Consider the following 22331-nt stretch of genomic DNA (forward strand, 5'->3'; position numbering starts at 1 on the left):
TTCGACTCCAGCCAAATAAAAGACAAACTCATGCAGAATCAGCGTAAACAAATGCCCCAGACTGACTTGCTTAACCTAGAGTGAAGCTGGTAATTGAGATACTGGACTAGTCTTATGACAGTGAGATGTCGGCGATACTAGAAAATATCTCATCCCTATTGAAACGGCCATTATCGCTACTGTTACAACGGCCTTAACGACTTATCCAGGATGTAAACCAGAGATCAGTTGGTCTCAGGCTCCTGAACAGTTAACACTATTTTCCCTCTGTGCCGACCCGACTCCATCAGTCTATGGGCAGCGATAGTGTCAGCCAGAGTGAATCTAGCCGATATATTTGGTACTAGCTTATTAATATTAGCTTGATCTTGCTGACTCATATTGAGTAATGGCCAAACCTTTTGCCGTAATTCGGCAGCAATTTTGGCCTTAGCCTCTACACTCTGGGGCCGCAAAGTCGAACCAGTCCAGATGATGCGCTTAGCCATGATCCTGAATATATCCACTTGTGCCTGAGCCCCTCTTTGCATGGCAACAGATACCATGCGTCCATCGACAGCTAACGCCTTCAAATTCTGGTTGATAAAATCACCACCAGCAATATCAAACACCAGCTGAACGCCCATATTTGAGGTGTATTCCATCACAGGTTTAACAAAATCATCCTGATAATTTAGGGCTAGATCGGCCCCGAGACTCAGACAGTAGTCACATTTATCATCACTGCCCGATGTGGCTATGACTCTGGCACCGAATGCTTTAGCCAGGGCTATTGCAGCACTGCCGATCCCACCTGAACCACCATGAATAAGCACAGTTTCCCCAGGTTTCAACCCTGCTCGCATAAACAGGTTTCCCCACACAGTGAAGAAAGTTTCCGGAATAGCCGCGGCCTGCTCCAGAGTCCAGCCCTGAGGTATGGGTAAACAATGAGAGGCATACGTAGCCACATACTCGCCATAGCCTCCTCCCGGCACTAAAGCCGTGACCTTGTCACCAAGTTGCCATTGGGTAACTCCATCTCCAAGAGCACAGATCTCTCCCGCTACTTCCAGACCCAAAATAGGACTCGCATCCTTAGGAGGCGGATAAGCTCCCCTTCGCTGAGCGACATCGGGACCATTGACTCCGGCGTAAGCGACCTTGATCAATACCTGTTCTTTAGTAAGGTTAGGCAAGGGAGAGCGCTTGAGAAGCATTACATCGGCGTCGCCTGGATGCTCAAAATCCACATGAAGATAATTTTTGGCTAGTGAAGTGTTAGGCATAGTGATACCAATTTCTATTGATGAACTCTTATAAATACACCCCTAGATGCCTCGAATCAATAGATCAAAAATGAGTAATTTACAGATCTCAGCTTAAGTGCTCAACCAGAAATAAGTCATTATAAATTTATTCAAAGCTAACAAAATCGACAAAACACACTATCAATCAAACGGTTAAGAACAAAAACAATTAACCTGTTACAAGTATGAACAAAAAACCATCAAATTTATATTGTATATTATATTTTATGTCTATATTGTTATATTTTTGTTACACCAACACCAATTGAAAGTGTTGCATAGTCAGATTTCATGCATGTGGTCACTTCTTTTATATCTACAAGATCTGCTCAGCAGACAGTTAAATCCTGAGCCAACTAGGCATCAGGAGCAATCAACAATAATGGAGACCCCATGAAACTTAAAACCCTGGTCGTCGCACTTGGCTTAGCCACTAGCTTCAGTGCAATGAGTAACACACAAGTAAGTAATCACGAGACTAACCTAGCCTCTAATCTAGTCTCACCCACTCAAGCTCTAACTCGAACTGGCTCCCCTTGGGCCAATGCAGAATCCACATCGGCCCTTGCAGCACCAGGCCCTTTAGGACTCACTGGCCCCATGGCCGCTACCGGTTGTAGCGCATTTATCGGACTCAATGGCCATGCATTGGTCACTGAGCTTGCCAACTCAGATCCTCAGTGCGTTAGCCCACTTTATAACCTGAAAGGCCCAGATGCTACGGCGCTATTCAGCGAGTCGAATATGCGCACTGTCGCCGCTGCCGTACGTGATCGTGCACCTAGCTACACGGGAGTTGATACCACAGGTATCGAGTCACTGATCTATTTCCAGCGCGCCGCACTCTATGTGCAGTTCTATAGCCCTAACGATGTACCGGCCTACTCGACCGGAGTAAAGTCAGACATCAAGACGCAGATCACTGGCTTATTTAACAACGCTAATATCTGGACCGTGTCGACAGCAAATTCGGGCGTATTAAAAGAGACCCTAATCCTTATCGACTCTATAGGTCTAGGCGCCGACTTCAACCATATAACCAAAGAAGTACTCTCCCGCTACGATGCTAGCTGGGAAGTAAACTTTGGTATGAATGCCGCTGCAAACTCGATTTTCACTACCATATTCCGCGCCCAGTGGGATGAGCCTATGAAGGCGCTTTTTGCCACAGACCACACCATTCTCGATTCGATGAACAATTTCCAATTGAGAAATCGTCATCTGGTAGGCACAGATGCAGAGTACGTACTGACCAATGCCGTACGTGAGATGTCACGTCTGTACCATATCCCTTCCATGACCAGTCGAGTCAAGACCTTAGTCAAGGCCGTTCTCGACAGCAGCAGTAAGAACGATGCGTCTAAGGTGATCTGGATGGCCGCCGCCGAGATGGCCGATTACTACGACCGTGCTAACTGTAACTATTACAACATTTGTGGCTTTAAGGCGCAGCTAGAAGCCGAGACCTTAACGTTCAACTGGAAGTGCTCGACCACCCTCAAGATACGCGCTCAAGATCTCTATCGCGATCAGGCCAGCTGGGCTTGTAATGTACTTAGCAATCAAGAGACCTACTTCCACAGCAAGTTATCTACGGGAAACACTCCTGTTGTTAATGACAATAATGACGATCTGGAACTGATCATCTTCGACAGCTCTAATGATTATCAATCTTATGCGGGGACTTTCTTCGGTATCGCCACCAATAATGGTGGTATGTATCTGGAAGGCTCACCAGCAGGCCTTAAGAATCAGGCACGCTTCATCGCCTATGAGGCCGAGTGGCGCAGACCCGATTTCCATGTCTGGAACCTACAACATGAATATGTTCATTATCTAGATGGTCGCTATAACCTTCAGGGTGATTTCGGCCGTGCCATCTCAGTTGATACTATCTGGTGGATTGAAGGTTTAGCCGAATACATCTCTTACCGTGATGCCAACACTACGGCAGTCACTATGGGTGAAACCGGAGAGTTCCCACTTTCAACCATATTCAAGAATAACTACAACTCGGGCCAAGATCGTATCTATCGTTGGGGCTACCTGGCAGTTCGTTTCATGTTCGAGAATCATAAGGCCGATGTGGATCAGATCTTAGCCTACCTAAGAAACGATCAATACACTGAATATCAAACCTTTATGAATAATATCGGTACTAGCTATGACAACGAATGGACCGGCTGGCTCGCCAGTGGTTTAAACATTGTCGATAATGGCATTATCGATCACGGCCCATCAGATACCGCCGCGCTAGCGAGTGGTAAAGAGGGTAACTGGACTGGACCTGTATCGGCCATAAGTACCGACTACTCAGCTTGTACCGTAACCAGTGAAGCCTTTCGCTACACAACTGATGCATCTCTGGTCATAGATCAGCCAATGGAGTGTATCGACTCCCAAAATGGCAAAGCCAGTTTCGCCTTCGCCAACGTAGACAGAACCAACCAAACCCTTTGGATTAAGATTGGCGGCGGATGGGGTGATGCCGATATCTATTACAGCACCACAGGTTGGGCAAGCGGTGAGGTCAATGATGGTTTCGGCATAGGCAATGGTAACCATGAGGTTATACAGGTCACCCTGAATCCAAATGAGTATTGGCACTACCTGACACTCTCAGGAGAATATGGAGGACTAGATCTACTCGTCAGCACCTCAGAGGTATTTGCCGATCCGGATCCTGCTCAAGGTGGTGGAACTAACCCTAATCCAAACCCGAACCCGAACCCAGATCCTAATCCAAATCCAACCCCAGATTGTGGCACTACAACCATGACTGATGGTCAGCTAACGTTTGGTAAGGATGAGTGTATCAGCGGTGGTACAAGCAGCTTCTACGTCTATGTAGAAGAGGATAATACTCAGTTAACCATCACTACATCTGGCGGAGCCGGTGATGCAAGCCTCTATTACAACGCAGATACTTGGGCCGATGCTACTAATGCACACGCTCGCTCAACCAATGCAGGTAACGAGGAATCTATCCAAGTAACGGCTAATATAGGCTGGCGCTATATAGTGATAGATACTGATACCGAGTATAGCGGCGTAACCCTTAACGTAAGCTTAGCTGGCGGTAGTACTCCACCAGTGACGCCACCAGCGGGTAATATCAATGATGCCTGTCAGACACTAAACCCAGTGAGTGATATTCAACTTACCTCGGGATCGGCAGTCTGTAGCGCCGACGGCATTAATTACTACAGCCTTTGGGTCGATGCAGGTACCACTGAGCTCACAGTCGCGACAGCCCACGGTACAGGTGATGTTAGCCTATATGGTGGCACTAGCTGGCCCAGTGCTCAGTCGAATTCGGCTTCCTCTACTAATGCTGCCAGCACCAGTGAATCTTTCACTGTGAACAACCCCATCGAAGGTTGGTATTACATCACCTTAGAAAGTGAAGTTACCAGCTCAGGTGTGGCCATTCAGGCAGATCTGAAGTAATAAACCAAGGAACCTAGTGCTTGGATTTAAGCACTAGGTTCCTTATCTGGAGTTACAATGAAAATACTCGCCCCTATAGCCCTGCTATTAGTCTTCAGCAGCCCAAGTCATGCAGATCAAGACTCTCATCGAGCGGCAGCACAGGCTGTACTCGATGCAACCTTAGCTCAAGACGTTATTCCTCAGGCCATGTATCAGCTCAAGGCCAGTTATGCTCATCTGGTTAAAGATTTGCCCTTAAAGAGGGAGCATAGAGAGATTGAGACCCAATACAGGGAGCAAGCCTTCGAACTCGCTAACAAGCGACTCAACTGGGAACGGATCCAGCCTGAGTTTATCACCCTCTATACCAGTACTTACAAGGAGCAAGAACTCAAAGATATCGCCGCCTTCTACCGCACCGAGACTGGCAAGAAATACCTAAAAAATATGCCTGGGACCTTAAGACAATCCAGCCAACTGGTGCAAGCTCAGATGAGGGATATCAGGGGAGAGTTCAAACAGAACATCACTCAACTCGAGCTAGCTACTGGCATCGAAAAATCCCATATTCCTAGCCAGTCGACTAGCGGTCACCAACACTAATCTGCTCAAATTTCATCTACAAGTAGCAAAAAAAAGCGGCCCTAAGGCCGCTGTCTAACAAGGAAGATTTTCCTTATGGCACATCTAAGTGCCTCGAGTCTCTTAGCTTAGAACTGAGCCGTAATTGGGTCAGAACATAGGCTAGTAGAGGTTTCACAGATCTTGTATTCAACCGATGCAGGTGCATCAGTGAAACGATCACGGTAACGACCATCGTTCGCTGTGGTTTTGATCATCACGCCATCACGATAGATACTCACAGACTCACCAGAAGCACCACCCCAAGTCAGATCGACCAGAGCACTTCCGCGGCGTGATACCTTAGCGCGAGTAACAGCAGATGTGATGCTGTGTTCAAATACTTCAACATCCAACATAGCCATGTCTTCGTTGCCATCGGCATCAGTCACAGTCATAGACACAGAGTAAGTACCTGCAGCAGCATACACATAGTTAGGACTCATATCGGCAGATGCAGAGCCATCACCAAAGTTCCAGCTATAGCTGACGATATCGTCATTAGCATCGGTACTCGTGTTAGTAAATACCACATTAAGGCTATCGACACTGTAATCGAAGCTAGCGACAGGTGCAGCAGGAGCCGCATCACCGACACCAGAAACCACCATGCCCCAGCTATTTAATGTACCCGTATCAGCACTAACATTATCACTGACAAATAGCGTCCAAGTACCGGCAAGCATCTCACCGTTAAAATCACTTAGATCCCAACTCTTGATGATGTCATTAGCACTTCCACCGGCGCGATTCGACAAAACAACCTCGGTGCCGGCTGGGGAAGTCAGAGTCACCAGTAGATCGCCACTCCAGGTATGGGTGATATTGACATCGGCATTGACGCCGAAGATCTGTACCACATCGATGATCTCGATAGTGCTGGTGATACCTGCTGCGTCGTTATCAGGAATATCTACAGATGAATCGTTGCGATAAGTGAAGTCTTCAAGACCCTGTGGCAGTACAGTCAGAGATACTGACTTGTCCTTCTGGATCATGCCATCATCACCGGAAACGGTAATAGTATAATCACCCCATGCCGCATTATCTGCAGTCATCACATCGACGGTAAACATATTACCCGCCATCACAGTATCGGTAGACAGAGTAACGCCAGCTAATGCTGGTGAAACGGCTACCGTTAGCGCAACAGTATCATCCCAACCCGCTACGCTACCGACACTGAAGTCGTAACTGGTAGCTGAACCTGCCTCAACAGTTTGAGATACTGGCGTCGCAGTGAAACGGTAGCTTGGAGAAGGATCGGCCATGTCCAACGCAGTCGCTACGTTGAGCCGAGTACCGGCAACTGTCTTACCGGTTAGATCGGCATTCACATCACCTGAATCCATCAGCAATTGCTTCATTTCAGCAAGGCTCAGATCCGGATTGATTGACCAAACCAGAGCGGCAGCACCTGTCATATGCGGCGTTGCCATGGAAGTCCCTGAGTAGGTCGAGTAACTATTACCCGGAGTCGTCGATAGAATGGATGAACCAGGTGCACCCATATCGACACTGGTTAAGCCCCACTGTGAGAAGCCTGACATATTGTCATTTCGATCTGTACTGGCAATCGCCATCACAGCGTCTGAATCATAACTTGCCGGATAGCTGGGAGTCGCATCATTATCTGACGCGCCGTTACCCGCCGCGGCGAAGAACAAGATGCCAGCATCGCCAGCTGAATCGATTGAGTCTTTTAGCGCCTGACTAAATCCACCGCCGCCCCATGAGTTGTTGGTCGCCTTGATGTCGACACCATGATTAATCTTAAGATCGGTCAAGTAATCGATACAGGCTATCGCACCTGCGGTAGAACCCGAACCACTCGCATCGAGGAATTGACAGCCTACGATAGACACATCCCAGTTTACACCAACAACACCGATACCATTGTTGCCCTTTGCACCGATAGTGCCCGATACATGGGTACCATGACCGTTACCGTCCATAGGATCGCCATTGTCATTGATGGCACTGTAACCGTGAATATCATCGATAACGCCGTTGCCGTCATCATCGATACCATTACCCGGGATCTCATTGGGGTTAGTCCAGATATTTCCCTGTAGATCTTCATGGTTATAATCGACACCCGTATCGATAACACCTACGACTACGCTGGTATCACCTGTGGTGATATCCCAGGCTTCAACTGCATCGATATCGGCATCGGCCGTTCCACCATCCTGACCTGTGTTGTTCATGCCCCAAAGGGAGACAAAGTCAGGATCATCCGGTGTTCCTATGGCCTTTATCACATAGTTCGGCTCGGCATACTTAACCGCTGGGTGCTTACTGATGACCTTAATCGCCTCGTCAATATTGGCACCTGAACGTAGAGATAATTTAGCTAAACGACCATCGAGTAAGCGAGAAAATTTATCATCGATACCGTCGGCATTGAGATCTCGAATAGAACCCCTGACTAGTCGCTGAGCCGAAAGTCGCTCACTCTTAGTCGTATTATCTTTATACACAACGAGAATCGAATCTTTCACATATTCATGGTTAGAAATTGATTTTGCTTGTACTGGCGCAGATACAGCCATAACCCCTGCAATGGCAATCGCCAGAGGTGACAGTTTGTTCAACATAAACTGATTTCCTATTAATCCTTTAAAATTCCCCAATCCGGTACTTCATCCCTTTACAGCGTCATTCCTTGACCTAATACCCAGAGGTATAAGTAAGCCTCGAAAGTCACAGCATGGTAACCGGCACTTATTAACCCGTGAATTTTTGCCACACAAAAGCAAGATTTAAAAGGGCGTTAACATTTTTTACAACTTTGTTACTAGTTATATAGGGTTATACATTTAAAGGATATTTAATCGATTTTAGGATAATGCCAATACATTTCAATTGATTACAGCATTTTATTAGCTTGAAAAAATAAATCGAATAAATATACCTTCTTCCGATTGCGGCATTTTTAATCGGTAAGTACCTTGGATATCAAATTTGGCTTAGCTAAAAACTTAGCTAAGTCAGAGGAATTCATCGCGAGTCACGGTAATTGTTTGCAAGTATTACGCATCTAATGTCATGACAAGCAACTCGTAAAGGGGTGTTAAGTGCAGGCTTTAACTAAGGCTCTATCCATCATCATTCTGCTATCCAGTAGCTTCTATGCGCATAGCCAAGAACTACAAGACAGTGAAGATTATGAACTAGCTATCACTCTGCAAACTCTACTTGAAACTAATGGGCGAGGTAATTTCATTAACTTGGTTCAATCGGGTGTACTTAATCAGGCTTACTTACTGCAGTCAGGTCATGACAACAGCATAGAGCTAGATCAAGTCGGTCTCGATAACCAAGCCAATATCACTCAACACGGTGATAACAATGAAGTTGAACTACTCCAGGTTGGTGTTCGCAATCAAGCCGATATTACTCAGATAGGTAATGACAACTTGGTTCAACTAAATCAACTGGGAAGCGCTAATTTTTCAATTGAACAGATTGCAGACGGGGCAGCAATCACAATAACTCAATATTAACATGGAGCGTCAAATGAGAACGCAAACAAAATCGATCATAGCTTTAGCAATCGCCGCAGGGCTCGGAATGAGTTCATCTGCTTTAGCAAACACGGATAATAGTGCCACTGTAAGCCAGACTATTGTCACCGCAGGTGATGTGCTTGGTCAGGAAGCTTTTGTCACCCAAACCGGTGACCGCCACACTACGATACTAAATCAAGAAGGCGACGAGCAGACAGCCACCATAGTTCAGGATGGCTATTGGGCAGAAGCTTATATCGATTCAAAGGGACTAGGTAACAATGTTGAAGTCGATCAAGCAGCCGATTGGCATCTGGCAGATATAAATATTGAAGGTAATGACAACGAAGCCTTAGTCGAGCAAGCTGATTTCTGGAACCAGGCCAATGTCGTTATTTCGGGTAATGATAACTTTGTCGATGTGATGCAAGACGGCAGCCAAAATGAGGCAGTAGTAGAGCTATTAGGTGACACTAACTCAGCTATCGTTATTCAGGAAGGTAGCGGAAACTTCAGCGTATTCCGTGTCGAAGGCAATGACAACGACGGTGATATCACTCAATACGGTGATAACAACGTAGGTGGCATGGTGTCACTGGACATCACACCAAACCTAGGTAACAACAACGATGTTGAAGTCTATCAGGAAGGTAACAATAACTTAGGTGCTATCAAAGGTGTTGCAGGCGATAACAACAACTTTTTAGTGACTCAAGAAGGCGATAGCAACACAGGTTTTGTCTACTCACTAGTAGGCTCTGATAATGAAATCGAGATAAACCAGGAAGGTAACAGCAACACAGCTTACCTTGCCCTTACTACAGGTGATGATAACGATGTTGAGATAACTCAACGTGGCGACAATAACACTATCGGTGACACCTTAGTTGCAGATATCCAGGGCAGGGATAACAATATCGACCTAGAGCTGGAGGGCAATAACAACGGCGCCGAATTCCAAGTCTTAGGCAATGAAAACGATATCGACCTAGATCAAGAAGGTGACACTAACTTTGCTACCTTCGGTATCTATGGCGATGACAATGACATCGACATGAGCTCAGACGGTGATAACAACGAAATACTTGCCTTTGCCGCTGGCGATGACAACGACATCGAAGTGCATCAAGATGGCGACACAAACTTCGGCTATGCCGACATTCTAGGTAGCGACAACGAAGTCGATATCGACCAAGATGGTAACGAAAACGAAGCATTGGTTACTGTTATCGGTTTTGATAACACAGATGTTGAAGCGACTCAAAATGGCGATCTGAACCTTATTGACCTGATCATCATGGGCGATGAGAACAGCGTCATGGTCACTCAAACAGGTGACGGTAACTGGTTTGGTGGTGAAGATGAATCTGCGTTTGTCGTCGAAGGTATGGACAACAGCCTGATGGTCGCCCAAAACGGCAAGGATAACTTAGTGACAGGTTCTCAAACTGGCATGGGTAACAGTATTTCTGTGACTCAGACCGGTGACTTCAACTCGGCAGTTGTCATTCAGAACTAAGGCTAGTTAACGTTTAATTAGATGAGAAAAGGGAGCCTAGGCTCCCTTTTCTCTGTGCACTGATAATGAAGTGAGAAAGCGAGAAAGCGAGAACGTGACTTCGTCACTGCGAGGACGGGCTGCCCCTGGGAGAAAAAGCTTTTGTTCTTCTCTCGCAGCCAACTTGTTGGCGTCCTCGAAGTGAGTTAAATCCTTTTACAGAGCCAGTTCGTCATCCATGACTCTCGTTCATGAGCTAATGGCTTCACCATATTCACCCTGCGAACGCTCTCGCAGCGCAGCATCCTCGAAGTAAGCTTTCAAACGATCTCGTAGCGAAGCGTCCTCAAAGTGAGCCTACGGACACTCTCGTAGCGAAGCGTCCTCAAAGTGAGCCTGCGAACACTCTCGTAGCGCAGCGTCCTCAAAGTAAGCCTGCGAACGCTCTCGCAGCGCAGCGTCCTCGAAGTAAGCTTGCGAACACGCTCGAAGCGCAGCGTCCTAGAAGTGAGCCTGTGAACGATCTCGCAGCGCAGCGTCCTCAAAGTGAGCCTGCGAACACTCTCGTAGCGCAGCGTCCTCAAAGTGAGCTTGTGGACACTCTCGCAGCGCAGCGTCCTCGAAGTGAGCTTGCGAATACTCTCGTAATTAGCCCTTTACTGATGAATCATCTTGATTCCAATATCCCAGCTCGATCCCCTTCTCTATGATCTCAGCCACCGCGAGCTCTATTGCCTGAAGCACGCAGAACTGCACCGGCTCATTGGTAGTGAAACCTATTTCGGCTTCGGCCAGACGATTTAAGCTGGTAAAACGGATCAAACCTGCACGCATCTCCTGGGAGAAGACGCGCTTAGTGGTCGATACCGACATCATCACCTTGCCAGTGTGTACATCGACGGCTCTGAGATAGATGGTCACCTGATCTTCCCGATACATCTCGGAAGCGCCAATACCATAATATTCAACTCCGGCACCACCGGTACTAATATTGGTCTCATAGCTGATGATCCCCCCCTCAAGCAGCAAACGTGCATTGGTCAGTAGCGGCACTTTAGCGTCTTTCGACTTCAGGGGTTGTTTCTTGCTTATCTTGCGCTCAGTAAGCAGATTTTGCAGCCCTTCACGCTCCACCGGCGTGAACCATTTAGACTCGAGCAGAGTCTGGATCAGCATAGAGGTCGCACCTTGGGTCACCGCCGTCGAAAACGAGCTCACATTCTGTTGCGGCTTATACTGTCCAGTCTGATCCCTGAAGGAATAGACGGCGACCGGTATAGGGTATTTAGGCCCAGGTTTTGCCTGCAGCGCGCGCATGGTTTGACTCACAGGATTAATCTCAGCCTTGGTGACATTGAGCTCGGGCTTAGGAATTAAGCTACAAGCCGATAGCAATAGCAGGCCACAATAAGAAATTAACTTTTTCATTATTTATCCCCCGTTTAACGACATGACAATTTCAGTCACTTCGCCAGTTAAGAGGTTAGTCAGAGTCAAGATCACATTCTCTCCAACGGTAGAAATCACAATGGTAAAATCACCGGTATCATAGATACCCTCGGTGATCTCACCATTTGCCACACCACGGGTCACAGTGTTGAGAATATTGCGTTCCAGTGACTCTTTAAAACGAGTCACAAAATCTTTCTCTGTGCTTTCTGCCGTATGATCATTCTGTATATTGGCTTTATTGAGCAGATATGAGCCATTGAGAGGCGAACCGCCAAAGCTTGGGTTGATTGGGGTATAAACTAATTCGGTGGCTTGAGCCTGGCTTGCCACCAGATTCGCAGCCGATAGCGCGGCCCCCATAAATAACATCCTGTAATTCATTATTCTTATTCCTAATCATCTTGGTTACTAGCTTGGCTAGTAACCGTCTGAGGTATCGGCAAACTCACCTGTTATCGCATTAGCTCTGACTGTAGCTATGTAATCTATGGTGACTAGAATGGCCTGCTCCGCTCTCTCCTTAATAGGGTTAGCTCGGCGTCCAAAATGGGTTCTATAAATAGCCGTTCCATTCACCTCTAAGGTGAGGCGTGTCCCAGATTGTGGGAAGACTGTTTCGTATAGAGTGACATTAAATCCCTGGGTAAAAGGGAGATCTCTCCAATATCCTGAATAGTAGAAACCGAAATCTTTTCCAAAGCGCGTCAAGGTTCTATCGATCACTAGACCGCTAATCTCTATGTCATCCTCTTTAGCCATCACAGGCCAAACAAGGCTCAGTAAGAGAGAAATTAAAATCAGTTTTTTTACCATACACTCAGTCATCCCCTAGGCTTAATAGTCTTGTACATATGCCGAATCCAGCGCCAACGGGTGATTTCCTTATATTGTTATTGTGAGAGATATTAACGGCTCCACAGTAACAGCAAACCGCAAGTTTACGACCAGTAAAATGGCTAAAATTACGGCTAAAAATAAAAACTAGAAGAAAGTAGTAATACTTTCGGGTAGTAATAATTTCGTAAAAAGTAAGCGCAAAGAGCTATCTCGGCTATCACAGTCTCGAATTAAGAGCATAAAAAAACCCCGCGTTAGCGAGGTTTTCAAGTCATAGATAAAGAGTATTGTTTAAGATACTCCTTAATATGGCCTAGAACGGGATATCATCATCCCAACCGTCATCGAGATCCGGTGTAAAGTTCTGTTGCGGAGCAGCCTGTTGTGGCTGAGGCGCAGGACGTTGCTGTGGAGCAGCCTTAGGAGCCGCCTGCTGTGGTGCTTGTTGAGGCTTAGGCGCATAAGCTGGAGCTTGCTGCTGTGGTGCAGCCTGTTGCTGACCATAACCAGCTTGCTGAGGAGCTTGCTGCTGCGGTGCTGCCTGCTGCTGACCACCTTGATAGCCGCCTTGCTGCTGTTGAGGCGCCTGCTGGTAACCACCAGATTGTTGCTGCTGACCTTGCTGTTGACCAAAGCCACCTTGCTGTCCGCCACCTTGACCACGGCTATCGAGCATCTGCATCTCGTTAGCATTGATCTCAGTCTTATAACGGTCTTGACCGGTAGACTGATCTTGCCACTTACTGGTCTGCAATTTACCTTCGATATAAACCTTAGAACCTTTCTTCAGGTATTCGCCGGCAACTTCAGCTAAGCGACGGTACATGACGATGTTGTGCCACTCTGTGCGCTCTTGTTGTTGACCCTGTTGGTCTTTCCAAGACTCACTCGTCGCCACTGTAAAGTTGGCTACGGCATTGCCATTTGGCATGTAACGAACTTCAGGGTCTTTCCCTAAGTTACCGACCAAAATTACCTTATTGACACCACGACTGGCCATTGAAATCTCCTGAGATATTTTTACTAATTACTATAAATTTTACGCCCATTTCGAAACAAAATCTCCGAACCAGCGAATTAACTGACAGAGCCTAACACAGCTCGAGCCTCTCTCAAATCGAAATGCTCATCAACTTTTAAATATGCGACCCTCTCCTCTAAGACAACTATCGCCTCGGCAACACCTGGGAGTAGAGACAACTCAGTTGCCATCGCCTTGGCCTGTTCTTTACCTTCTACTGTAGCTTCAAGGGTATAGCTCTTGAGCAGTACAGGATTCTTCATGCCTAAGGTCAATAGCAGCCAGATAGTCATCAAGCAAAGAGCGACGCCAAACACACCGGCAGCGCCCACTAATTGATATGCACCACCGCCGAGTAATCCACCACTGAAGGCGCCGAGAAATTGACTGGTGGAATAAACCCCCATGGCAGAGCCCTTATCTCCCACAGGACAAAATTTGGCAATCAAACTTGGCAGCGAAGCTTCCAGATAGTTAAATCCGGTAAAAAATAGCACCACGGCAATGCTCAAGACCACTAAGTTGTCGGCAAACAGCGCCATCGAAGCTAAGGCCAACATCATGATCAATAAAGAGACCTGAAAAGTGGCCTTAGTATTTTTCTTCTTCACCCCTATGATCATCAAAGGCACCATAAGGAAGAAGGCACCTATAAATGCAGGAAAATAGAGCATCCAATGCTTTTCTTTCACTAAGCCCGCATCAACCAGATCCAATGGCAAGGCCACAAAAACTGCCGTCAGCACTAGGTGTAGAATAAAAATTCCGGCATCGAGTCTGAATAGCTGGGGGTCGGTGATCATGGCTTTTAACTTGGTAGGTGTCGCCACAGTGTCACCTTTCGGCGCATGCGTTACGGGAGTCGGCACCATAAACTGCACGATGAACATGCCTAATACCGCCAGACACGCCGTCATAGCAAACAAACCAGATAAACCAAGGTATTGGGCGACGATAGGCCCGACCAATAAGGATAGTGCGAAGGAGAAGCCTATGCACATGCCGATAATAGCCATCACCTTAGTGCGCTGTTCATCCCGAGTTAAATCGGCGGCCAAGGCCAACACGGCAGCGGCGATAGCTCCCATCCCCTGTATTGCCCGGCCTGCGACCACACCATAAATGGTATCGGCATTGGCGGCGACCAAACTACCGATAGCGAACAATACTAGACCGATGAGAATGATAGGTTTACGACCAAACTTATCCGATAGGATCCCCATGGGGATCTGCAACGCAGCTTGAGTTAAACCGTATGCGCCTATGGCTATCCCCACCCAAAGTGGAGAAAAACCTTCTAGATCTTGCCCGTATAGCGCAAAAACAGGCATGATCATAAACAAGCCCATCATGCGCAAACCGAATACACCGGCTAATGAAAACGCGACTTTTTTCTCAGTCTTTGAGAGTCCGTTATTGGACATGTTCCGCCCTGATTTGAATTCATAAATAAGTCGCGCATGTTATCACGAAGCTGTTTATAAGCGCAAAGCAGCTAGCTTAATACGGCTTCGAGATTACCTAAGTTGACTCAGTCGCAGCAAAGCGGTGACTGAGTCGGGGTCACCCTGCGAGAAAAATCTATTAGCTCTTGTCTCGCAGCCAACTTGTTGGCGACCTAGAAGTGAGCCTGCGAACGCGCTCGCAGCGCAGCGCTCTTGTAACCAAAGGTTAAAGCAGCTCCGCTTTTATCATTTTTTATGCGATAATCGATCTCTTTTTTACCGCCCATAGAGAGACAGATGGACAAGATTGAAGTACGTGGCGCCCGCACCCACAATCTAAAAAACATCGACTTAACGATTCCTAGAAACAAGTTGATAGTGATCACCGGCCTTTCAGGCTCAGGAAAATCATCCCTTGCCTTCGATACCTTGTATGCCGAAGGACAGCGACGTTATGTTGAATCTCTCTCCGCCTATGCGCGCCAATTTTTAAGCCTGATGGAAAAACCTGACGTCGATCTGATTGAAGGTCTCAGCCCAGCCATCTCTATCGAGCAAAAATCCACATCCCACAACCCCAGATCCACCGTCGGCACCATCACGGAGATCTACGACTACCTGCGTCTGCTTTTTGCCCGTGTCGGCGAACCCCGTTGTCCAACCCATAGCCAACCACTAGCCGCACAAACGGTCAGTCAGATGGTCGATAAGGTTATAGACCTACCGGAAGGCAGTCGCCAGATGTTACTGGCCCCTGTGGTCAACAACCGCAAGGGCGAGCATGTAAAACTGCTCGAAAGCTTAGCGGCTCAAGGGTTTATTCGTGCCCGTATCGATGGGGAAGTTTGCGATTTAACCGACCCACCTGAATTAGAATTACATGTAAAGCACACTATCGAAGTCGTGGTCGATCGCTTCAAGGTGCGCGATGATATTAAGCAACGTCTAGCAGAGTCATTCGAAACGGCACTCGAGCTATCTGGCGGTATTGCCACTGTCGCCTCTATGGAGAGTGACAAACAGGACCAAACAGAAACCCTATTGTTTTCAGCAAACTTTGCCTGCCCACTCTGTGGTTATTCCATGGCCGAGCTGGAACCTAGAATATTCTCCTTCAATAACCCGGCTGGCGCCTGTGGCACCTGTGATGGTTTGGGCGTTCAACAGTATTTTGATGCGGAACGGGTGATAATGAATTCTGAGCTGTCCCTCGCTGGCGGCGCCATTCGCGGCTGGGATAGACGCAACTTCTATTATTTTCAGATGCTCAGCTCATTAGCCGAACATTATAAATTTGATATTGAGCAACCCTACCAGCAACTGACTGATGATGTGCGCAAACTGGTGTTATACGGTTCCGGACAAGAGAGTATTGCCTTCAGGTATATCAACGACCGCGGGGATGTGGTGGTACGTAACCATCCTTTCGAAGGTATCCTCAACAACATGGATCGCCGCTACCGTGAAACCGAATCCAACGCCGTCCGTGAAGAACTAGCCAAGTTCATCAATACCCAGTCCTGTCAAAGCTGTGGTGGATCTCGTCTGCGGGAAGAGGCGAGAAACGTATTTATAAAAGATCTTAACCTGCCTGTACTGACCGAATGGTCTATCGGCGAGGCCATGGACTATTTCAGTAATCTAGAGCTCCCTGGGCAGAAGGGCCAGATAGCAGAGAAGATCCTTAAGGAAGTGCGAGACAGACTCGGCTTCCTGGTCAATGTGGGACTCAATTATTTAAGCCTATCTCGTTCGGCGGAAACCCTATCCGGCGGTGAAGCCCAGAGGATCAGACTCGCCAGCCAAATTGGCGCCGGGCTAGTCGGTGTCATGTATGTCCTAGATGAGCCCTCTATCGGCCTGCACCAGAGAGATAATGAGCGCCTGCTTCAGACTCTGGTTCACCTAAGAGACTTAGGTAACACAGTAATCGTCGTCGAACACGACGAAGATGCGATCAAGATGGCCGACCACATTATCGATATCGGTCCCGGAGCCGGAGTCCATGGCGGCGAGGTTATCTGTGATGGCACACTGCAAGATATTCTCGACTGTGAGGCTTCGATCACCGGCCAATATCTGTCGGGCGCTAAACAGATACATATCAGTGAAGAGCGCGTGACTTACGACAGCAACAAGGTCATCGAGCTATTTGGGGCCAGCGGCAACAACCTTCAGGATGTGGACCTAACCATTCCTATCGGTCTGTTCACCTGTGTCACCGGCGTATCAGGTTCCGGCAAGTCGACGCTGATAAACGATACCTTCTACAAGATAGCTCACAGACTACTTAATGGTGCCACGGTAGATGAGCCATCCCCCTATAAGAGTATCAAGGGCATGGATCACTGCGATAAGGTGGTCGATATCGATCAGAGCCCTATCGGTAGAACACCCAGATCGAATCCGGCCACTTATACCGGTATCTTCACTCCTATTCGAGAGCTGTTTGCCGCGACCCAAGAGTCTCGCACACGTGGTTATAAGCCGGGACGTTTCTCTTTCAACGTCAAGGGCGGCCGCTGTGAAGCCTGCCAGGGTGACGGTCTAATTAAAGTTGAGATGCACTTCTTGCCGGATGTTTATGTCCCTTGTGATAACTGTAAGAGCCAACGATATAATCGTGAAACCTTAGAGGTCAGATACAAGGGCAAAAATATTCACGAGGTGTTATCTATGACAGTCGAAGTGGCCCGCGATTTCTTCGATGCCGTGCCAGCCATCTCCCGAAAACTGCAGATGTTGATGGAGGTAGGTCTCTCTTATATAAGCTTAGGCCAGAGCGCGACTACCCTGTCAGGCGGTGAAGCTCAGCGCGTTAAACTTGCCAAGGAGCTATCGAAAAGAGACACGGGTCAGACCCTGTATATTCTCGACGAGCCAACAACCGGACTACATTTCGCCGATATTCAGCTGTTACTAGACGTCTTACACAGGCTAAAAACCCATGGTAATACCATAGTGGTTATCGAGCACAACTTGGATGTCATCAAGACGGCCGACTGGATCATCGACTTAGGGCCAGAAGGCGGCGCCGGAGGTGGAACCATCATGGTCAGCGGCACACCGGAAGACGTCGCTCAACATACTGAATCTCATACGGCACGTTTTCTTAAACCTCTGCTGCAATGCTAAAAGCCAGCCGTAAAGCTAGCTGTGAATAAGCTAGCTATAGATGTAGGCCCGAGTCGATATGGCTTGGGCCTACACTTAGTTAAGCTCGATGAATAAACAAGGAGACCAAGCCTGCATTCTCCGATTTTAAAGATATACCTAGTGTATATCTGCTTAAATAAGGCTAAGTTTAATAGAACAAGTGGCAGTTAATCAAAGGAACGGGATGGATCCAACTCCTCATCGGCTTATTGGGCTAACGAATGCTAAGTTGAAATTTCAGCCGCTAGTAATGCTCGCCACTCTGCTGTTGATCAGCCTTTTCATCTCAGGCTGCAGTCACTCAAACTCCTCCTATGCCAGATGTAAGACTCAGCTCGCTCACCTATGGGCCAATACAGACCAGCTTCACGCCGATATAGCCAAACTCACCTCCCCTGAATTTGAGGGAAGAAAAACTGGCAGCCTAGGGGCCGAATTAACCAGGCAATATATTGAGCAAAGATATCGAGACATAGGCCTTATCCCCTGGAAAGATGAATACTCTGTGCCATTTACATACCCCTATAACTTCGGCGAACGCATAGGGGTCAATATGGTCGGCGTCATCTATGCCCATGAGCCCACAGACAAATGGCGGGTCATTGTCGCTCATTACGATCACTTAGGTAAAAAAGGACGTAACATTTATCCGGGGGCAGACGATAATGCCTCTGGTATTGCTGCTCTTTTACAAGTGGCCACCCGAGTAGCTAGCCAAGTCGAAAAACATAATCGAATAAAATCAGACACTCTTGCTGACCCACACCAAGAGCAAACAAAAGGGCTGTTACTAGAGCCTGTTAACACCTTATTTGTCGCAACCGATGCCGAAGAACCTGGCCTCTTTGGTGGCTATGCCTTAGTCGAACAACTCAAACAGCTAAGTGCCATCCCACAAATAAAACAGATAGAGCTAGCCATCAACATGGATATGGTGGGCCGTCCCAGTCGGCCCTATGCTATCTATCTCGAAGGCAGGCGGGGTTTTAGCCATTTTGATAAGATAAAGCAGACATTGACCGAAAAAACAGGCCTATGTATCAAGGCTAACCACCCTAATCCCCAGGGAAGGCGAGTCCAAAAAGTAAACTGGCTAAGAGCATCGGATCACTATCCTTTACATAAAGCAGGCATCCCCTGGCTTTACTTTGGAGTCCCAGCTCACAAGGATTACCACAAGAGCAGCGATACCATAGACAAAATAGATCTTAATTTTCTGGCCGCTGTGAGCGAATCGGCCTATCAACTGCTGATTATTGACAGTTTAACCTTAAAATAAACATGAAATTTACTAATGAAAATTAAATTTACTACTCGCTAACTCATTAATTGGCTTGATATTTGCTAGAGAATTATTACATATATAGGCTAAAAGCCCATCTTTAATTGGTAATACCAATTACACCCTGCTATAATATTCGGCTTACTGATACGTTATTCGGTGCGGGAAGTCGACACGGGGTTGATTTTCTGTCTATAAACCTAAGTGCTTTACGAGCACTCTGCTATTCCACAAGGTTACAACCCATGTCATCCAATGAACAAACTTTCCGCGAACTCGGACTTTCCGAGCCTCTTTTGCGTTCTCTTGACGACCTTGGCTATGAAAAGCCAACGCCGATTCAAGCCGCAAGTATTATCCCTCTTATGGCTGGTAAAGACATATTAGGTCAAGCGCAGACTGGTACAGGTAAAACAGGTGCTTTCGCACTGCCACTACTTAGCACCATAGATTCTTCGCTTAATGCTCCTCAAATTTTAGTCTTGGCACCGACTCGTGAACTTGCAGTGCAAGTTGCCGAAGCATTCGCTAGCTATGCTAAACATATGAAAGGTTTACATGTACTGCCGATTTACGGTGGTCAGAGCATGCACCAGCAACTGAATGCCCTAAGACGTGGCCCTCAGGTCATCGTAGGTACACCTGGTCGTGTAATGGACCATATGCGTCGCGGTACACTTAAGCTAGATTCACTAAAAGCTATGGTGCTCGACGAAGCCGATGAAATGCTAAAAATGGGCTTCATCGACGATATCGAATGGATCCTTGAGCATACGCCAAAGCAACGTCAACTAGCTCTTTTCTCTGCGACTATGCCAGAGCAAATTAAGCGTGTTGCTAATAAATATTTGACCGAGCCAGTTCACGTTAAAATTGCAGCTACCACAGCGACAGTTGAAACTATTGAACAGCGCTTCGTTCAAGTCTCACAGCATAACAAGCTAGAAGCACTAGTTCGTGTCTTAGAAGTTGAGAGCACCGAAGGGATTATCATCTTCGTACGTACTCGTAATAGCTGTGTAGAACTTGCAGAGAAACTTGAAGCCCGCGGTTATGCATCATCGCCACTTCATGGTGACATGAACCAGCAGGCGCGTGAACGTGCCGTCGACCAGCTTAAGCGTGGCTCTTTAGACATTCTTATTGCAACAGACGTTGCAGCTCGTGGTCTAGATGTTGAACGTATCGGACACGTAATAAACTACGATATTCCATATGATACTGAAGCTTATGTTCACCGTATTGGTCGTACAGACCGAGCTGGTCGTTCGGGTATGGCTATCTTGTTTGTGACACACAGAGAAATGCGTATGCTACGCACTATCGAACGTGCAACTAAGAGCCGTATTTCTCCTATGGACGTACCGAGTCCTGAGTCTGTGACCGAGCGTCGTCTTTCTCGCTTAGGTGAGCAAGTAGCCGAGATAATCAGCAAAGATTCACTAGACTTCATGAAGGGTGCTGTAGCTCAGCTATGTCAGCAACTTGAAGTCGACACAGATATTCTTGCCGCCGCTCTGCTTCAGCAAGTACAGAAAGAACGTCCACTGCAGTTACCTGCAATGAACGAACGTCAGCGTGATAGCCGTGATAGCCGTGATTCACGTAACACTCGAGATCGTAATGACCGTGGTGAGCGTGGTGCTCGTGGTGAGCGCAGTGAGCGTCCACGTCGTGATTCACGTCCAACTCCTAGTAACTTAGGATCCGCTGACTCACTTAAAGACAATCCAGACGTTAAGATGTGTCGTTACATCATAGACGTTGGCCGTGACAATGGCGTTGGCGTTGGTAACATAGTAGGTGCTGTAGCTAATGAAGCTAACATCGACAGCCGTTACATAGGTCAAATCCAGTTATTCGATCAAATAACAGCCATCGACCTTCCAGCTGGAATGCCTGCAGATGTACTACAACACCTTAGAAAAGTGCGTGTTTGTGGTAAGCCATTGAACATACGTGAAGCTGAAGGTGCTGAACTTCCTGCTGGCGGAGATAGCCGTCCAGCACGTCGTCCACGTAAACCTTCAAGCGATCGTCGCCCAGCATCAGGTGACAAAAAACCACATCGTAAAGGTGGCGCTCCTAAGGAGAGCTAATCTGAGATGATCTCACTAGCACAATAAAAGCTAAGTGAAACAAAAAAAAGGAGCCTATGGCTCCTTTTTTTATGGCTTACTTTGTGATTTTCACTAGAGTGCTATCAGGTTAAAAATATAGGCTTTATAACACTATCGAAGAAGACTAGCAGATATAGGATGAGCAACAATATTATGCTGACTATGCAGCGCCTTCTCGACTCTTTGCCATCGAGATTAAGCAAACTAGGAAAAAGGAGAAAGTTGAACGGATTAAACAGATTTTGATAACATATGATGGCGATACCATTTTTACGTCCTGCTATTAGCATACGGTAGAAAAAGAAACTAAAACGGATCAACAATAAAGGAATGCTGATAAACATAGCCAATGAAAAAGCCAGCTCAATACCCGATAATTGAACCTCAAGCTGCAGCAAGTGCTTCACCTCCCCAGTCATAGATAAGACAAGACCAACGGTAACCAGCATAGAGAAAAGTAAAAAAAGTAGGCTAGAGCGGAGTAATCTATACCAATCCAGGGTTACATTTCGCATATGGACACCTTAAGTCATCAATTTAACTGCAGACTTTAATCAATATCTTGTCCATAAGAGACATGAGCACTTTATCCCTAATATTACTAAATTTAGTACAATTTTAATCATTCCATACCTTGGATGATTAAAATCTATGTAAGCTAAAGTA

Annotated in this window: 15 protein-coding genes; 7 read left to right on the forward strand and 8 right to left on the reverse strand. The window is 47.0% G+C overall.

Annotated elements, in window-relative coordinates; all coding sequences use genetic code 11:
• Nucleotides 1-224: 224 nt before the first annotated feature.
• On the reverse strand, nucleotides 225-1268 hold the full coding sequence (locus tag SVI_RS17510; protein WP_013052980.1) for an NAD(P)H-quinone oxidoreductase: 1044 nt from the start codon (nucleotides 1266-1268) through the stop codon (nucleotides 225-227).
• A 414-nt stretch (nucleotides 1269-1682) separates the two neighbouring features.
• Here SVI_RS17510 and SVI_RS17515 point away from each other — a divergent pair, with 414 nt between their 5' ends.
• The gene (locus SVI_RS17515) at nucleotides 1683-4739 is read left to right on the forward strand and encodes a M9 family metallopeptidase (protein ID WP_013052981.1); all 3057 of its coding nucleotides are present in this window, start codon (nucleotides 1683-1685) and stop codon (nucleotides 4737-4739) included.
• A gap of 57 nt (nucleotides 4740-4796) precedes the next feature.
• Entirely contained in the window at nucleotides 4797-5324 is a 528-nt protein-coding gene (locus SVI_RS17520) for a DUF2059 domain-containing protein (RefSeq protein ID WP_013052982.1), read from the forward strand.
• Nucleotides 5325-5431: 107 nt separating this feature from the next.
• Here the strand turns inward: SVI_RS17520 and SVI_RS17525 are convergent, their stop codons facing one another.
• Nucleotides 5432-7942 carry a S8 family serine peptidase gene (locus SVI_RS17525; RefSeq protein WP_041420066.1) on the reverse strand — a complete coding sequence of 837 codons (2511 nt, stop codon included), beginning with the start codon at nucleotides 7940-7942 and terminating at the stop codon, nucleotides 5432-5434.
• A 480-nt stretch (nucleotides 7943-8422) separates the two neighbouring features.
• On the opposite strand from SVI_RS17525, the gene SVI_RS17530 reads away from it, so the two are divergent.
• Nucleotides 8423-8851 (forward strand): curlin, encoded by a 429-nt coding sequence (locus SVI_RS17530; protein ID WP_013052985.1) that lies wholly within the window; start codon nucleotides 8423-8425, stop codon nucleotides 8849-8851.
• Nucleotides 8852-8864: 13 nt separating this feature from the next.
• Nucleotides 8865-10373: a curlin gene (locus SVI_RS17535; protein ID WP_013052986.1), complete on the forward strand. Its 1509-nt coding sequence runs from the start codon at nucleotides 8865-8867 to the stop codon at nucleotides 10371-10373.
• A gap of 627 nt (nucleotides 10374-11000) precedes the next feature.
• Here SVI_RS17535 and SVI_RS17540 read toward each other — a convergent pair.
• The 5 genes from SVI_RS17540 to SVI_RS17560 form a co-directional block, all read right to left on the reverse strand.
• Nucleotides 11001-11780, reverse strand: coding sequence for a CsgG/HfaB family protein (locus tag SVI_RS17540; RefSeq protein ID WP_013052987.1), 780 nt, complete (start codon nucleotides 11778-11780; stop codon nucleotides 11001-11003).
• A gap of 3 nt (nucleotides 11781-11783) precedes the next feature.
• Complete coding sequence (locus SVI_RS17545) at nucleotides 11784-12185, reverse strand: curli assembly protein CsgF (protein WP_013052988.1); 402 nt, start codon at nucleotides 12183-12185, stop codon at nucleotides 11784-11786.
• Between the two features lie 36 nt (nucleotides 12186-12221).
• On the reverse strand, nucleotides 12222-12563 hold the full coding sequence (locus SVI_RS17550) for a curli production assembly/transport protein CsgE (protein ID WP_231847869.1): 342 nt from the start codon (nucleotides 12561-12563) through the stop codon (nucleotides 12222-12224).
• Nucleotides 12564-12954: 391 nt separating this feature from the next.
• Nucleotides 12955-13641, reverse strand: a complete 687-nt coding sequence (locus SVI_RS17555) for a single-stranded DNA-binding protein (RefSeq protein WP_013052990.1) — start codon at nucleotides 13639-13641, stop codon at nucleotides 12955-12957.
• A gap of 77 nt (nucleotides 13642-13718) precedes the next feature.
• Nucleotides 13719-15086 carry an MFS transporter gene (locus SVI_RS17560; RefSeq protein ID WP_013052991.1) on the reverse strand — a complete coding sequence of 456 codons (1368 nt, stop codon included), beginning with the start codon at nucleotides 15084-15086 and terminating at the stop codon, nucleotides 13719-13721.
• Nucleotides 15087-15404: 318 nt separating this feature from the next.
• Here SVI_RS17560 and uvrA point away from each other — a divergent pair, with 318 nt between their 5' ends.
• The 3 genes from uvrA (at nucleotide 15405) to SVI_RS17575 (ending at nucleotide 21644) form a co-directional block, all read left to right on the forward strand.
• Nucleotides 15405-18242: an excinuclease ABC subunit UvrA gene (gene uvrA / locus SVI_RS17565; RefSeq protein ID WP_013052992.1), complete on the forward strand. Its 2838-nt coding sequence runs from the start codon at nucleotides 15405-15407 to the stop codon at nucleotides 18240-18242.
• A gap of 205 nt (nucleotides 18243-18447) precedes the next feature.
• Nucleotides 18448-19542 (forward strand): M28 family peptidase, encoded by a 1095-nt coding sequence (locus SVI_RS17570; protein WP_157608726.1) that lies wholly within the window; start codon nucleotides 18448-18450, stop codon nucleotides 19540-19542.
• Between the two features lie 248 nt (nucleotides 19543-19790).
• Nucleotides 19791-21644, forward strand: coding sequence for a DEAD/DEAH box helicase (locus SVI_RS17575; RefSeq protein ID WP_013052994.1), 1854 nt, complete (start codon nucleotides 19791-19793; stop codon nucleotides 21642-21644).
• Nucleotides 21645-21748: 104 nt separating this feature from the next.
• Here SVI_RS17575 and SVI_RS17580 read toward each other — a convergent pair whose 3' ends face one another.
• Nucleotides 21749-22180 carry a hypothetical protein gene (locus tag SVI_RS17580; protein WP_013052995.1) on the reverse strand — a complete coding sequence of 144 codons (432 nt, stop codon included), beginning with the start codon at nucleotides 22178-22180 and terminating at the stop codon, nucleotides 21749-21751.
• Between the last annotated feature and the right edge of the window lie 151 nt (nucleotides 22181-22331).

Origin of the sequence: Shewanella violacea DSS12 (assembly GCF_000091325.1) — a bacterium.
Taxonomy (GTDB): domain Bacteria; phylum Pseudomonadota; class Gammaproteobacteria; order Enterobacterales; family Shewanellaceae; genus Shewanella; species Shewanella violacea.